Below are 13176 nucleotides of genomic sequence, written 5' to 3'. Positions count from 1 at the left end.
CCCGGGCGTCGGAGACGCCGCGCATCCTCTGACCCGCGTGCGCGGGCACCGGATCGGGTACGTCCCCACCATGGACGCTCTCGAGATCTACCTGCGCAACCACTGGGCAGGCGCCGCCGCCGGCGTCGACTTCGCACGTCGTGCGGCGCGCTCCCACTCGGACCGCGAGGTCGCGCGCGTGCTCGACGGTGTCGCCCAGGACATCGCCGAGGACCGGGACCAGCTCGCCCGCCTGATGGACACGCTCGGGGTCGGCCGTGGCCATGTCATGCCGCTCGCCGCACGGGCGGTCGAGCGCCTGGGGCGCCTCAAGCCGAACGGCCGGATCGTGCGGCGCTCACCCGTCTCGGACGTCCTCGAGATCGAGGGCCTGCGCAGCGCCGTGATCGGCAAGCGGGCCGGCTGGGAGAGCCTACGGGTGCTGGCGCGGGACGACTCGCGTCTCGACGTGGCGGTCCTCGACGCGCTCATCGCGCGGGCGGACGACCAGCTGCGCCGCCTGGAGGAGGCCCACACCATGAGCGTCGAGGCCCAGCTGCTCACGCCCAGGGGTCCAGGACGACCTTGATCATGCCGCGCTCCTTGTCGCGGAAGGCTCGGTAGGCGTCCGGCGCCTCGCCGAGGGGCAGCCGGTGCGTCGCGAACGACTCGACGCCCAGCGGGTCGTCCTCGCCGGCGACCAGGGGCATCAGGTCGTCCACCCAGCGGCGGACGTTGGCCTGGCCCATGTGGATCCGGACCTGCTTGTCGAACAGGGTCATCATCGGCAGCGGGTCGGCCTGGCCGCCGTAGACGCCGCTCAGGGACAGCGTGCCACCACGCCTGACCGCCTCGATGGCGGTCTGCAGGGCGGCGAGCCGGTCGATTCCCGCACGTTTCATCATGGCGCCGGCCACGGGGGACGGCAGCCTGCTGACGGCCTTGATGCCCAGCTCGGCGACGGGTGAGCCGTGGGCCTCCATGCCGACCGCGTCGACCACCGAGTCGGCTCCCCGCCCCTCGGTGCGGTCGTGGATCTCCGGCACCACGTCGGTGCCCGAGAAGTCGATGGTCTCCGCACCCCAGGCGGCGGCGGCCTCCAGCCGCTCGGGGACCCGGTCGACGCCGATGACGCGGTGTCCCCGGTGCCGGGCGATGCGCACGCACATCTGGCCGATCGGCCCGAGCCCGAGGACCAGCAGCGTGCCGCCGTCGGGCACCTCGGCGTACTCCACGGCCTGCCAGGCGGTCGGCAGCACGTCGGAGAGGAAGAGGAAGCGCTCGTCGGGCGGCCCGTGCGGCACCTTGATGGGTCCGTACGACGCGTGGGGCACCCGCAGCAGCTGGGCCTGGCCGCCCGGGACGCTGCCGTAGAGGGCGCTGTAGCCGAGCAGCCTGGCGCCGGTGCCGTGCTCCCGCACCTGCGTGGTCTCGCACTGCGACTGCAGCTCGTGCGTGCACATCCAGCAGGTGCCGCAGGCGACCTGGAACGGCACGACGACCCGGTCGCCAGCCGCGAGGTCGGGGACCGCCGACCCGACCGACTCCACCACGCCCATCGGCTCATGGCCGAGGACGTCGCCGCGGGTCATGAACGGCGCCAGCGGGCCGTAGAGATGGAGGTCCGACCCGCACAGCCCGGTGGAGGTGATGCGCACGAGCGCATCGGTGGGCTGCTGGATGACGGGGTCGGGGACGTCCTCGACCCGCACGTCGCCGACTCCGTGCCAGGTCACCGCTCGCATGGCGGACCGGTGCCCATGCCGACCCCGCCGCATGCACGGTGTGCCCGAGGAGCCGGCCGGGTACCGGCGCGAGGTGAAGGTGGTGGTGGTCGGCGCGACCGGCAACATCGGCACGGCCGTCGTCGAGCGGCTGGCGTCCGACCCCGAGGTGGACGAGGTCGTCGGCGTGGCGCGGCGGCTGCCCGAGACGCCCGAGGCCAGGGCGCCCGGCGGACGGAGCGTCAGGTGGCGCGCGCTCGACGTCCGGCTCGCGAGGCCCCAGGACGTGGTGGGCGACGCGGACGCGGTGGTGGACCTGGCCTGGATGTTCCACCCCACCAGGCGCCCCGACATCACCTGGAGCACCAACGTGATCGGGCTGGTCCGGCTGCTGGAGGCGCTGCCGTCGACCTCGGTCTCCCAGCTGGTCGTGGCGTCCTCGATCGCCGCCTACTCCCCCGCGGGGTCCGATGCTCCCGTGGCCGAGGACTGGCCGACCCATGGCGCGTCCTCGGCGGCGTACGCGCGGGAGAAGGCGTACGTCGAGCGTCTGCTCGACCTGGCGGAGCGACCCGGCCTCGTGGTCTCGCGCCTGCGCCCTGCCTTCGTCTTCCAGTGGCGGGCGTCCTCCGAGCAGCGCCGGATCTTCGCCGGCCCCCTAGTCCCCGGGCGGCTCATGCGCCCCGAGCTCGCGCCGCGACTCCCGATCCCGGCGGGCCTGAGGCTGCAGGTGGTGCACGCCCGCGACGTGGCCGACGCGGTCGCCCGGATCCTGGCGAGGAGGGCGCCGGGGCCGTTCAACCTCTGCGCCGACCAGGTGCTCACGGAGTCCGACGTGGCGGAGGCCGTCGGCTCGCGGGCCTGGGTCGTGCCGCCCCGGGTGGCGCGCGCCGCGCTCGGCGCGGCCTGGCGGACCCGGGCGGCGCCGGTCCCGCCGGAGCTCTTCGACGCGCTGATGCGGGTGCCGGTGCTGTCGCACGCGCGCGCCCGGAGCGAGCTGGACTGGGCACCCACCCGGACGGCCACCGAGGCCCTCCAGGAGCTGCTCGGCGGGATGCAGGCGGGCGCCGGCCACGGCACGCCGCCCCTCCACCCCGACCGCTGACGGATTCCCCTTGTCCGCCTCCTTCAGCGGCGCTACGCTCGCGATATATCGCGATAGGACAGCGATATGACAGCGATACAGCGTCGGGGAGGCGACCATGGGACACGGATGGCAGGGACACGCGTGGAGCGGCGGTCCGTCGGGACCCCCGCCCTGGCTGCAGGGACTCTTCGGGCTCGCCCAGCCCACCCGCCCGGCGGGCAGCGGCCCGCGCGTGCGCCGGGGCGACGTCCGCACCGGGATCATCGACGTGCTCGCGCGGGCTGCCCACGCCGGAGAGTCGATCAACGGCTACCAGGTGATCCAGGAGATCGCCGAGCGCAGCAACGGCGAGTGGCGACCCTCCCCCGGGTCGGTCTACCCGACCATCCAGCAGCTGCAGGACGAGGGCCTGGTCGAGAGTGACGACGACCGCGGCAGGCGCACGATCCGGCTGACCGCGGAGGGTCTCGCCTGGGCGGAGCAGCACGCCGACGAGCTCGCGGAGGTCTGGGCGCCCTTCGAGCGTCCTGACCGGCGCGAGCAGGGCACGTCCGGCGGGGCGGACATCAAGAGCGAGATCGGCCAGGTGATGAGCGCCGTGTGGCAGCTGCTCACCCAGGGCTCCGACCAGCAGCGCCGGGCCGCGCTCGACGTGCTGGTCGACACCCGCCGGCGCCTCTACGGCATCCTCGCCGACGGTGACGACACCGCACGGGACGAGGAGGCGTGATGGCCGAGCTGCGCATCAGTGACGCCGACCGCGAGCGCGCCATGGCCGACCTCGCGCGGCACTACGCCGACGGCCGGCTCTCGCACGAGGAGTACGACGAGCGCCTCGACGCTATCTGGACCGCTCGCACCCGGGCCGACCTGGCGATGCTGTTCGAGGACCTGCCTGCCCTGGCGCCACCGGCCGCGGCCACGCCGCAGCGCAGCTACCTGCGGCCGCGCGGCCGGCTGTCCCTCCCGCTGCCCGTCCCGCTGCTGGTGCTCGGCGCCCTCGTGGCCGTCGCGCTGGTCGAGCTGATCCCGTGGTGGGTCCTCGCCATCGGCGTCTGGATCGTGCTGGCCAAGCTCCACCGCGGGTCGCCGCGCCGGGCCGGATCGTGGCAGCACGGCGGCTGCCACGGGATGATGCGGCGGCCCCACACGTCCTGATGGCCGCGGGTTAGCGGGCCGCGGTGACCGGGTACCGGACGAGCGAGGCGGCATCAGCCGCAGACGTAGGAGGGAACATGACCACCCTGTTGTTCATCATCGCGGCCATCCTCGTGATCGCCGGCATCGTCTCGCTGATCCGCGGACAGGTGCTCTGGGGCGTCGTGCTGATCGTCGTGGGCTTGCTCGTGGGCCCGGGCGGTTACAGCATCTTCCGGTAGGCGCACCGGGGCCCTCAGCACGTGCAGCCCACGGGGGTGCGCGGCCTGAGGGCCCCGGCGTCTCCGGACGCAGGCGTCAGCCGTCGACCTCCACCTGTCCGGGGTCGCGGAAGCCCAGCACTGTCCGGGTCATCTCGTTGCGGTCATCCAGGAGGTCCGCGAGCGCCCGGTCGAGCATCTCCGCGGCCACCTGCACGGGCTCGCCCCCGTCGACCAGCCCCTCCTCGACCGCGAGCACCGCGGACCTGCGGAGCAGCTCCTTGAGGAAGGAGGCGGTGACGCCCTCCGTGCGGTCGAGCACGTCCTCGAGCCGGCTGAGGTCGACCTCGAGCCGGCCGCGGTAGAGGTCGATGAGGCGCCGGCGGTCGTCCCTGCCGGGCAGCCCGATATGCACCGCCTGGTCCACCCGGCCGGGTCGCTGGGTGAGCGCCGGCTCGAGCAGGTCGGCCCGATTGGTCGTCAGCACGAAGACGACGTCGGCGTCCTCGTCGAGCCCGTCCATCTCGTTGAGCAGCGTGAAGAGGAGGGAGTCTGCCCGCTGTAGTGGTCGCGCTGTTCCGCGATCAGGTCGACGTCCTCGACCACGATGACCGCCGGCTGCAGGGTGCGGGCCACGGAGCAGGCCTCGCGAATGGCATGGAGCGTCTCGCCCGTCAGCTCCACGACGGTCGTGTCGGCCAGCTCGCTGATGAGGTAGCGGATCGTGTGCGTCTTTCCCACTCCCGGCGGGCCGTAGAGCAGCAGGCCCCGTTTCAGGTGCTGGCCGGCGGCGCGCAGCCGGTCGCGGTTGCGGGCGACGCCGACCACCTGGCGGCGTACGTCGGAGAAGGTCTCCTCCGGCAGGATGAGCTGCTCACGCGACATCGACGGACGACGCCGGAACTTCAGGGCCGAGCCGCGCTCACCGAACATGTCCTGGCCGAAGGACACCACGTGACCGCGAAAGACGTTGTGCTCGACGGCCGCCGCCCGCACGCGCGCCCCGATCTCGGCTGCGAGGCCGTCCCGGCTGGCGATGATCTCCACGGTCACCCCGTGCATGTCGCTCTCGCGGTCCGACCCGCGCACGAGCAGGGCCGCGCGGTCGCCGGCCCGGCTGAGCAGGATCACGGCCGCGCGGAGGCACTCGACGGTATCGCCGTCGGGGCCCGCCGCCAACCGGACGGTCGAGATGTTGCCGGGCCGGATCGCCGGGCCGAACATCTCGTCCGCGCTGAGGAGGTCGCTGAGCCCGAACGGCCCGCGGTGGCGGTAGCCGGTCATGCCTAGCGTGTCGTGCTCCCACTCACCCGTGGCGAGCCAGGCGTCGAGCCCGGCCTGGACGTTGACGTGCTCGTAGGAAGGCCACCGCTCCTCCGCGACCGGGAGCCCCCGTGCGTCCGTGTGCAGGTGCCCGGCGATGATGTCGGAGAACGTCGGCTGCTCGGCGATGCGGGCGGCCTTGACCCACCGCCCAACCGAGTGGCGCGCCACGCGGCCGACGTCTGCCAGCTCGAACCCGTCGGGCTCCCTCTGCTCCCCCGGCATCCCCATGGCGCGAGCCTAGGCTGGCTGTCCAGCCCTTATCCCGGGAGCAGAGACATGCGCGACCTCCAGGTGCCGCCCGGTCCGGGCGTGCCGCAGGGACTCGTGATCCCTTCGGCCGAGCTGGTCGAGCGGTTCTCGAAGTCGCCCGGCCCCGGCGGCCAGTCGGTCAACACCAGCGACACCCGCGTGGAGCTGGAGTGGGACATGGCGTCGTCGCCCTCGCTCACCGAGACCCAACGGCGGCGAGCGCTCGCCCGCTGGCCCGAGGGACGGATCACCGTCGCGGCGTCGGAGCACCGCTCCCAGCACCGCAACAGGATGGCGGCGCGGGAGCGGCTGGCCGACCAGCTGCGCCAGGCCCTCGCGCCGCCTCCTCCGCCGCGGCGGCCCACCCGGCCGACCCGCGGGTCGAAGGAGCGGCGCCTGAAGGAGAAGAAGCAGCGCGCGGAGACCAAGTCGCTGCGGGGGCGGGTCGGCGACTAGGCGAGGCCCGGGACCTCTCCCTCGTGCGCGGTGATGCCGAGCTGCGACAGGGTCTCCTCCATCACCCACTGCACGGCCAGGGTGTCGTCGAGCGACATCAGCGGGCTCTCGGTCAGCCCGGCGGCGAGGCAGCGGCCCACCTCGACGATCTCGTGGGCGTAGCCGCGGCCGTCCGCCGGCAGGTCGACCTCCTCGGCCGCCTGCCCGTTGCGCCGTACGACGAGGCGCGTGGGGTGGTGGAAGCGCGGAGCCAGCTCGATCGACCCCGCGGTGCCCATCACGACGGCGCGACCACCGGTCTCGCTGGTGAGCGAGCAGACCAGGGAGGCGGCGCGCCCGTCGTCGTACGCGAGGTGGATGGCGGCGCTGGCGTCGGTGTCGTTGGGGTAGCGCGTGCCGGTGGCCGTGACGCGGTCGGGCGTGCCGAGGAAGTGCTGCGCCACGGAGATCACGTAGACGCCGAGGTCGAGGGTGGCGCCGCCCCCGAGCGCGGGGTCGAAGAGCCGGCTGGCGGGGTCGTAGGGACGGAAGGCACCCAGGTCGGCCTGCACCATGAAGACGTCGCCGATCTCGCCCTCGGCGATCAGCTCGCGGGCCCGGACGACGGCGGGCTGGAAGCGCGTCCACATCGCCTCCATGCAGAAGACCCCGCGCTCGCGGGCGGCGTCGACGACCTCGCGGGCGCCGGCGAGCGTGGCGCTGAAGGCCTTCTCGACGACGACGGCCTTGCCGGCCTCGATCGCCGCGAGGGCGAGCGCGTGGTGCTGGGGGTGCGGCGTGGCGACGTAGACGACGTCGACGTCGCTCGCCATCAGGTTGCGGTAGGTGTGCGCGCCGGCGATGCCGTGCCCGGCAGCGAACTCCGCGGCCCGCTCGGCGGTGCGGCTGCCGACCGCGGTCACCTCCGCGTCGGCGACCTGGTCGAAGTCGGCGAGGAAGGCGGCCGCCATGGCCCCGGTGCCGGCGATGCCCCAGCGCGTCGTCATGGACGTCAACCTAGGGCACGCGACGTGGAGCGACTGGCCACACCGACGAGGCGCTCGAGCGGTCCCCGGCGGCCCAGCGCGACGTAGACCGAGCCGATGCCCATCAGCAGCAGGACGTGGAAGAGATAGCTCTCGACGAGCGATCCCGGCAGCAGCCCGGGTGCCCGGGTCACCACGTGCAGCGAGTAGAGGGTGAGCGTCATCGTCCCGGCGCCGAAGAGGACGGAGACGAAGCGCGTGCCCCGGGCGCCGAGCGGGCCCACGACCAGGAGCGCGAGACCGATGACCAGCAGCGCACTGCCCGTCGTCTGCGCCAGGTCGAAGGGGGTGCCGCTGTGGGGCTCTGCCACCAGGAGCCACTCCCACGGGCCGCCGGTCGGAGTCGTGCCGGGCAGCCCTTCGACCTCCTCGAGCCGACGACCGGCGACCCGGTCCCCTGTCAACGCGCGTGAGACGACCGTCGCGGCGACCGCGAGGACCGCGCCGGCTCCGGCCAGCAGCAGCGGCGTACGGCGGGACGAGAGGCCGAGGCGGCCCAGCCCCATCCCGACGAGGAGGTAGGCCAGCCAGGGCACCACCGGGTAGTAGCCGGTGAACAGCAGCTCCGACACGAGGCCGGCCGGGTCGCCGACCAGCTGGCCCAGGGTCGGGCTGGCGAAGCCGCGCTCGGGCAGGTGCGGCCGGACCAGGTGCGAGAGCACCGGCCCCACCACGACCGTGACTGCGCCGAGGACGAGGAGGGCGCTGGCCCGGAGAGGCAGGAAGGCCAGGCCGACCAGGAACAGCAGGCCGTAGTAGGTGAGGATCACGGCCAGGCCCGAGCCGAGCCCGCCGAGCACCAGCCCGACCAGGGCGATCAGGACGGCGCGCACGGCCAGGCCGGCGGCGACCCCGGCCCGACGGCTCGCCGGCGTGGGACGAGGCCCGCCCGACGACAGCGCCAGGGTGACGCCGGCCAGGACCGCGAAGAGCGCCGACGCCCGGCCGTCGGCGGGCGTGGGCTCGTCGAACACGTGCGACGCGACCATCCCCAGCAGGGCGAGGCACCGGGCGACGTCGAGCCCGACGATTCGGCCCGCGCCCGGCACCGGATCAGAAGCCGAGCTTGCGGGGGCCGCCTGCGGCCTCACGGACGACGGCGCCCTTGTCGGTGGCGGCCTGCCGCAGCGAGTCCTGGAACTCCACCATCTTCGCCCGGAGGTCCGCATCCGTGGCGGCGAGGATGCGTACGGCGAGCAGCCCGGCGTTGCGGGCGTTGCCGACCGCGACGGTGGCGACCGGGACGCCGGCCGGCATCTGGACGATCGAGAGCAGGGAGTCCATGCCGTCGAGGTACTTGAGCGGGACGGGCACGCCGATGACGGGCAGCGGCGTGACCGAGGCCAGCATCCCCGGCAGGTGGGCCGCTCCCCCGGCGCCGGCGATGATCACCGACAGCCCGCGGTCGGCGGCCTCCCGGCCGTAGGCGAGCATCTCGTCGGGCATCCGGTGGGCGGACACGACGTCGGCCTCGAACGGCACGTCGAACTCGCGCAGCGCCTCCGCGGCCGCCTGCATGACCGGCCAGTCGGAGTCGGATCCCATCACGATGCCGACGCGTGCACCGGTGGGGGTTGCGTGGTCACTCACTCGTGTCTCCCAGGTCTCCCCTGAACCACGCCGCCGCGTGGCGGGCGCGCTCCAGGCAGTCGTCGAGGTCGTCGCCGTAGGCGTTCACGTGGCCCACCTTGCGGCCGGGGCGCAGCTCCTTGCCGTAGAGGTGCACCCGCAGGTGCGGGTCGCGGGCCATCGCGTGCGGGTAGCCGTCGTAGAGCCGGCCGGCGTCGGTGGGGCCGCCGAGGATGTTGACCATCACGGTCCACCGGGCGCGGGGCGCGGGCGAGCCGAGCGGCAGGTCCATCACGGCACGGAGGTGGTTCTCGAACTGCGAGGTCACCGCGCCGTCCTGGGTCCAGTGGCCGGTGTTGTGCGGGCGCATCGCCAGCTCGTTGACCAGGATCCGGCCGTCGGTCGTCTCGAAGAGCTCGACGGCGAGGATGCCGGTGACGTCGAGCGCCCCGGCGATCCGCAGCGCGATCTCCTGTGCCTGCCCGGCCAGTGAGGGGTCGAGGTCGGGCGCCGGGGCGACGACCTCGTGGCAGATGCCGCCGAGCTGGGTCGAGGCGACGACCGGGTAGGCCGCGGCCTGGCCGCTGGGCGACCGGGCGACGAGCGCGGAGAGCTCGCGGCGGAACTCGACCAGCTCCTCGGCGAGCAGCCCGACTCCGGTCTCCGCGGCGACCGCGAACGGCTCGGCGGTGTCCTCGGTCCCCCGGACGACCCAGACCCCCTTGCCGTCGTACCCGCCCCGCGTCGTCTTGAGGACGCACGGGAAGCCGAACTCCTCGACGTCCGCGGGCGAGGCGACGACGGCGTTGCGGGGGCAGGGCACCCCGAGCTCGGCGAGCCGGGCGCGCATCACCGCCTTGTCCTGGGCGTGCACCAGCGCGTCGGGCCCGGGGCGTACGGCGATCCCGTCGGCCTCCAGCGCGTGCAGGTGCTCGGTCGGGACGTGCTCGTGGTCGAAGGTCACGACCGCGCAGCCCTTGGTCACCCGGCGCAGCGTCTCCAGGTCGCGGTAGTCCCCCACCTCGTGGTCGGGGATCACCTGGGCCGCCGAGACGCCCTCGGCCTCCGCGAGCAGGCGCAGCGGCAGGGCGAGCGCGATCGCTGGCTGGGCCATCATCCGGGCCAGCTGGCCGCCGCCGATGACAGCGAGAGTGGGGGCAGGCTCAGACACGGGAAGAACCCTAGCCCCGGTCGCGCCGAGGGCGCTCAGGCGCCTCCGCCGGTCTCGAAGCGGAGCCCGTGGCCGCGCAGCGTGGTGATCAGGTGCGGCCTCCTCGGGTCGTCACCGAGCTTGCGCCGCAGCCACCCCAGGTGGACGTCGATCGTCTTGGACGACGTGAAGAACGAGGTCTGCCACACGTGCTCCATCAGCTCGGCGCGCGTGACCACCTGGCCCGCCCGCCCCATCAGGTGGTGCAGGAGGTCGAACTCCTTGCGGGAGAGCCGGATCTCCTCCTCGGCTCGCCACACCCTGCGGGACTGCGGGTCCAGACGCAGGTCTTGGACTTCCAGCACGGACACAAAGTAGGCAGTGGCCGCGTGGCCCACGACCGGTTTGCGGAAGTCGCAAGTAAAAAGTTCTGCGGTCAGCGACGGCGTACGGCGACCGGCTCGACCAGGCCGAAGCCGCGCACCGGCCGGGCGGGCAGCCGTCGCCACTCGAAGTCCTCGTCCGGCAGGGCCTCGGCGGTGGCCTGGTCGATGATCAGGCGGTTGCGCCGCGCGACCGCGGTGAGCCGGGCCGCCATGTTGACCGGCGGCCCGAAGACGTCCCCCAGGCGGGCGATGACGGCGCCGGTGGCGAGGCCGACGCGGACGTCGGGCATCTTCGGGTCGCGGCCGATGACGTGGATGATCCCCTCGGCGATCGCGACCCCCGCGACCGCCTCGCTGACCACGAAGAGCACCGAGTCGCCGAGGCTCTTGATGATCCGGCCGCCGTGGTGGGAGATGACGTCGTGGCAGCGGGACTCGAAGACCTCCACGAGGTCGCCGAGGCCGTCCTTGTCCATCTCGTTGGAGAGCGCGGTGAAGGCCACCAGGTCGGCGAAGCCCACGGTGACGTCGACCGTGTGCAGGTCCTCGTCGCGGGCCCCCATCGCCTGCATCCGGTGCACGGCGGCAGCGAGGTGACGCCGCCAGGCGTAGACGAGCATCTCCTCGAAGGGCGGGTTGACCTCGTGGATCAGCCGGAGCGCAGAGCCGACGCGGGAGCCGGTGGCCTGCTCGCCACGCTCGAGCTCCTCCACGCGGGCGGCCAGCGTGCCCACCTCCCAGTCGGCCAGCCGGGCCATCGTCTGGCCCAGCGCACGCGTCAGGTTGACCGCCATGTCGAAGTCGAGGACTCCCGTGCGGACGATGCCGGTGACGGTGCTGAGGGCGTCGACGTCGCCCTGGGTGAAGGCCGCCTCCCCGAGGATCTCGGGAAAGCCGAGTGCCCGCCAGAGCCGGCGGGTCTCGTCGAGCGTGACACCCGCTTCCTCCGCGACGTCGGTGGCGGTGAACTTCGGCGTCTCGCCCAGGATCGCGCGATCGAGCCGCTCGGTGGCGTCGAGCTCGGCGTCACGCGCCATCGTCGGAACGCCCTTCTCCGGAGAGCTCGTGCAACTGCTCGGCGACGCGGAGCTGGACCTCCTCCACGCGCGGGACGTCGTGAAGGAGGACGCGGCCGTCGGTGCTGGCGTCGGAGACGATCAACGTGCCACAACCGAAGATCCGGTCGATGACCCCGATCTCGAAGTCGACACCGCTGATCCGGTTGAGCGGGATGGTGCGGCCCTCCTTCGCGATCAGCCCGGACCGCTTGACGAACCGTCGCGTGGTGAAGGTGTAGGTCGTGGTCAGCCAGGCGACGACCGGGCGGACCACCCACCACAGGAAGGCGGCCGCGGCCAGCACCCACACGACCAGCTCCAGCGCGGTGACGCCGGTCCGCAGGACGAGGACGGAGAGGACGACCAGCACCACGGTGAGCAGCACGGGGCCGATCAGGGCCTTGGGGTGGGTGCGGGTCGAGACGAGGACGGTCTCACCCTCGTTGAGGAGACGCGCGGGGAACGACACGCCCCGATCATGTCACCCGATCGGACGCACGTGTACGACGTCTCCGGCACCCACGCTGAACACGCCGTCGTCGGCACTCACCACCAGCGCCCCGCCGGCGTCGATGTCGAGCGCCTCCCCCCGCCGCACGCCCTCGGCGGGCAGCTGGACGTCGACCACCTTCCCGAGGGTGGAGCAGGCGTCGACGTAGGCGGCACGGAGAGCCGCGGTGTCTTCGAGCAGGCCCTGGAGGCCGTGCAGCGAGCCGAGCACCTGCCCCAGGAGGTCCGTGCGGTCGGGCGTCTCGCCGAGCTCCAGCTGCACCGACGTGGCCGACGCGACGGGCAGCTCGTCGAGCGTCTGGTCGACGTTGATGCCGATGCCGACGATCGCGGCCGGGCCGTCCTCGGAGTCGACCCGCTCCACCAGGATGCCGGCCAGCTTGCGACCCTGCCCCGTGGCGGGGTCCTCCACGAGGACGTCGTTGGGCCACTTGAGGGCGATCTCGGGCAGCCGGTCGGCGAGCGCCGCCTGCACGGCGTACCCCGTCAGCAGCGGCAGCCACGGCCAGTCCTTCGCGGGCACGTCGGGACGCAGCAGCACGGAGAACGTCAGCGACGAGCGGGCCGGCGTCTCCCAGGCACGGTCGAGGCGGCCCCGGCCCGCGGTCTGGTGCTCGGTGACGACCACGAGGCCGGCCGGCTCGCCGGCGCGGGCGCGCTCGGCGACGAGGGCGTTGGTCGACGCAGCGCTCTCGAGCACCTCCACGCGCCAGCCGCTGGGGACCGCGAGGCGGTCCGGATCGAGAGGTGGGCGCGGTGAGGGGGTCCCGGTCATGGACACTAGATTGGCCCATGGCCCCAGCACGAGCCAGTGAGAGGACACCACCAGCGTGAGCGCACAGCCGACAGGCGGCACCGAGGTCCCGCAGGGCATCGACATCCACACCACGGCCGGCAAGCTCGCGGACCTGGAGCGGCGCCTGGACGAGGCGGTGCACGCGGGGTCGGCCAAGGCGGTGGAGAAGCAGCACGCCAAGGGCCGCAGGACCGCCCGGGAGCGGATCGAGATGCTCTTCGACGAGGGCTCCTTCGTCGAGCTCGACGAGCTGGCCCGGCACCGCTCGACCGCGTTCGGGCTGGACCAGCGCCGCCCCTACGGCGACGGCGTGGTCACCGGCTACGGCACCATCGAGGGCCGCCAGGTGTGCGTGTTCTCCCAGGACTTCACCGTGTTCGGCGGCTCGCTGGGCGAGGTCTACGGCGAGAAGATCACCAAGGTGATGGACCTGGCCATCAAGACCGGCTGCCCGATCATCGGGATCAACGAGGGCGCCGGCGCCCGGATCCAGGAGGGCGTGG

Annotated in this window: 18 protein-coding genes; 7 read left to right on the top strand and 11 right to left on the bottom strand. The window is 73.3% G+C overall.

Annotated elements, in window-relative coordinates; all coding sequences use genetic code 11:
* Positions 1–37 precede the first annotated feature (37 nt).
* The gene (locus DDE18_RS07060; RefSeq protein ID WP_133241179.1) at positions 38–568 is read left to right on the top strand and encodes a hypothetical protein; all 531 of its coding nucleotides are present in this window, start codon (positions 38–40) and stop codon (positions 566–568) included.
* Here the strand turns inward: DDE18_RS07060 and DDE18_RS07055 are convergent.
* Positions 540–1724, bottom strand: coding sequence for an alcohol dehydrogenase catalytic domain-containing protein (locus DDE18_RS07055; protein ID WP_116571974.1), 1185 nt, complete (start codon positions 1722–1724; stop codon positions 540–542). The two genes, DDE18_RS07060 and DDE18_RS07055, sit on opposite strands and share 29 nt — an antisense overlap.
* A gap of 40 nt (positions 1725–1764) precedes the next feature.
* Between DDE18_RS07055 and DDE18_RS07050 the strand changes: the two genes are divergently transcribed.
* The 4 genes from DDE18_RS07050 to DDE18_RS22865 all read left to right on the top strand — a co-directional run bounded on the left by DDE18_RS07050 (position 1765) and on the right by DDE18_RS22865 (position 4169).
* Positions 1765–2808 (top strand): NAD-dependent epimerase/dehydratase family protein, encoded by a 1044-nt coding sequence (locus DDE18_RS07050; protein WP_211754455.1) that lies wholly within the window; start codon positions 1765–1767, stop codon positions 2806–2808.
* 97 nt (positions 2809–2905) lie between these two features.
* Complete coding sequence (locus DDE18_RS07045; RefSeq protein ID WP_116571560.1) at positions 2906–3520, top strand: PadR family transcriptional regulator; 615 nt, start codon at positions 2906–2908, stop codon at positions 3518–3520.
* Positions 3520–3948, top strand: coding sequence for a DUF1707 SHOCT-like domain-containing protein (locus DDE18_RS07040; RefSeq protein ID WP_116571559.1), 429 nt, complete (start codon positions 3520–3522; stop codon positions 3946–3948). Before DDE18_RS07045 ends, DDE18_RS07040 begins: the two co-directional genes overlap by 1 nt.
* 77 nt (positions 3949–4025) lie before the next feature.
* Positions 4026–4169 carry a GPGG-motif small membrane protein gene (locus tag DDE18_RS22865; protein ID WP_165821071.1) on the top strand — a complete coding sequence of 48 codons (144 nt, stop codon included), beginning with the start codon at positions 4026–4028 and terminating at the stop codon, positions 4167–4169.
* Positions 4170–4245: 76 nt separating this feature from the next.
* Here DDE18_RS22865 and DDE18_RS23960 read toward each other — a convergent pair whose 3' ends face one another.
* Together DDE18_RS23960 and DDE18_RS23955 are read right to left on the bottom strand one after the other, a co-directional pair.
* Positions 4246–4671: an ATP-binding protein gene (locus DDE18_RS23960; protein ID WP_116571558.1), complete on the bottom strand. Its 426-nt coding sequence runs from the start codon at positions 4669–4671 to the stop codon at positions 4246–4248.
* Positions 4629–5702: an AAA family ATPase gene (locus DDE18_RS23955; protein WP_116571557.1), complete on the bottom strand. Its 1074-nt coding sequence runs from the start codon at positions 5700–5702 to the stop codon at positions 4629–4631. Before DDE18_RS23955 ends, DDE18_RS23960 begins: the two co-directional genes overlap by 43 nt.
* Positions 5703–5750: 48 nt before the next feature.
* On the opposite strand from DDE18_RS23955, the gene arfB reads away from it, so the two are divergent.
* Complete coding sequence (gene arfB, locus DDE18_RS07025; RefSeq protein WP_116571556.1) at positions 5751–6179, top strand: alternative ribosome rescue aminoacyl-tRNA hydrolase ArfB; 429 nt, start codon at positions 5751–5753, stop codon at positions 6177–6179.
* Here the strand turns inward: arfB and DDE18_RS07020 are convergent.
* From DDE18_RS07020 to DDE18_RS06985, 8 genes are all read right to left on the bottom strand, one after another.
* On the bottom strand, positions 6176–7165 hold the full coding sequence (locus DDE18_RS07020) for a Gfo/Idh/MocA family protein (protein WP_116571555.1): 990 nt from the start codon (positions 7163–7165) through the stop codon (positions 6176–6178). The two genes, arfB and DDE18_RS07020, sit on opposite strands and share 4 nt — an antisense overlap.
* A gap of 5 nt (positions 7166–7170) precedes the next feature.
* Complete coding sequence (locus DDE18_RS07015; RefSeq protein WP_165821070.1) at positions 7171–8253, bottom strand: heparan-alpha-glucosaminide N-acetyltransferase domain-containing protein; 1083 nt, start codon at positions 8251–8253, stop codon at positions 7171–7173.
* A 4-nt stretch (positions 8254–8257) separates the two neighbouring features.
* On the bottom strand, positions 8258–8794 hold the full coding sequence (gene purE / locus DDE18_RS07010; protein WP_281258351.1) for a 5-(carboxyamino)imidazole ribonucleotide mutase: 537 nt from the start codon (positions 8792–8794) through the stop codon (positions 8258–8260).
* The gene (locus tag DDE18_RS07005) at positions 8787–9944 is read right to left on the bottom strand and encodes a 5-(carboxyamino)imidazole ribonucleotide synthase (RefSeq protein WP_116571553.1); all 1158 of its coding nucleotides are present in this window, start codon (positions 9942–9944) and stop codon (positions 8787–8789) included. Before DDE18_RS07005 ends, purE begins: the two co-directional genes overlap by 8 nt.
* A 35-nt stretch (positions 9945–9979) precedes the next feature.
* Positions 9980–10288 (bottom strand): winged helix-turn-helix domain-containing protein, encoded by a 309-nt coding sequence (locus DDE18_RS07000; protein ID WP_116571972.1) that lies wholly within the window; start codon positions 10286–10288, stop codon positions 9980–9982.
* Between the two features lie 71 nt (positions 10289–10359).
* Positions 10360–11346, bottom strand: a complete 987-nt coding sequence (locus DDE18_RS06995; protein ID WP_116571552.1) for an adenylate/guanylate cyclase domain-containing protein — start codon at positions 11344–11346, stop codon at positions 10360–10362.
* Positions 11336–11836 carry a PH domain-containing protein gene (locus DDE18_RS06990; protein ID WP_116571551.1) on the bottom strand — a complete coding sequence of 167 codons (501 nt, stop codon included), beginning with the start codon at positions 11834–11836 and terminating at the stop codon, positions 11336–11338. Before DDE18_RS06990 ends, DDE18_RS06995 begins: the two co-directional genes overlap by 11 nt.
* 12 nt (positions 11837–11848) lie before the next feature.
* Positions 11849–12652 (bottom strand): biotin--[acetyl-CoA-carboxylase] ligase, encoded by an 804-nt coding sequence (locus DDE18_RS06985; RefSeq protein WP_116571550.1) that lies wholly within the window; start codon positions 12650–12652, stop codon positions 11849–11851.
* Positions 12653–12749: 97 nt separating this feature from the next.
* Between DDE18_RS06985 and DDE18_RS06980 the strand changes: the two genes are divergently transcribed.
* The coding region (locus DDE18_RS06980) for a carboxyl transferase domain-containing protein (RefSeq protein WP_281258365.1) at positions 12750–13176 on the top strand (427 nt) is incomplete at its 3' end.

It is taken from the genome of Nocardioides gansuensis, assembly GCF_003076135.1.
Taxonomy (GTDB): Bacteria; Actinomycetota; Actinomycetes; order Propionibacteriales; family Nocardioidaceae; genus Nocardioides; species Nocardioides gansuensis.
The sequence above is the reverse complement of the archived record's forward strand: the minus strand, read 5'-3'. Positions and strand labels throughout refer to the sequence as shown.

Coding starts and splice junctions, on each gene's coding strand:
- DDE18_RS07055 (WP_116571974.1), bottom strand. CDS start 1,724: ATGCGAGCGGTGACCTGGCACGGAGTCGGCGACGTGCGGGTCGAGGAC.
- DDE18_RS07045 (WP_116571560.1), top strand. CDS start 2,906: ATGGGACACGGATGGCAGGGACACGCGTGGAGCGGCGGTCCGTCGGGA.
- DDE18_RS07040 (WP_116571559.1), top strand. CDS start 3,520: ATGGCCGAGCTGCGCATCAGTGACGCCGACCGCGAGCGCGCCATGGCC.
- DDE18_RS22865 (WP_165821071.1), top strand. CDS start 4,026: ATGACCACCCTGTTGTTCATCATCGCGGCCATCCTCGTGATCGCCGGC.
- DDE18_RS23960 (WP_116571558.1), bottom strand. CDS start 4,671: ATGGACGGGCTCGACGAGGACGCCGACGTCGTCTTCGTGCTGACGACC.
- DDE18_RS23955 (WP_116571557.1), bottom strand. CDS start 5,702: ATGGGGATGCCGGGGGAGCAGAGGGAGCCCGACGGGTTCGAGCTGGCA.
- arfB (WP_116571556.1), top strand. CDS start 5,751: ATGCGCGACCTCCAGGTGCCGCCCGGTCCGGGCGTGCCGCAGGGACTC.
- DDE18_RS07020 (WP_116571555.1), bottom strand. CDS start 7,165: ATGACGACGCGCTGGGGCATCGCCGGCACCGGGGCCATGGCGGCCGCC.
- DDE18_RS06995 (WP_116571552.1), bottom strand. CDS start 11,346: ATGGCGCGTGACGCCGAGCTCGACGCCACCGAGCGGCTCGATCGCGCG.
- DDE18_RS06985 (WP_116571550.1), bottom strand. CDS start 12,652: ATGACCGGGACCCCCTCACCGCGCCCACCTCTCGATCCGGACCGCCTC.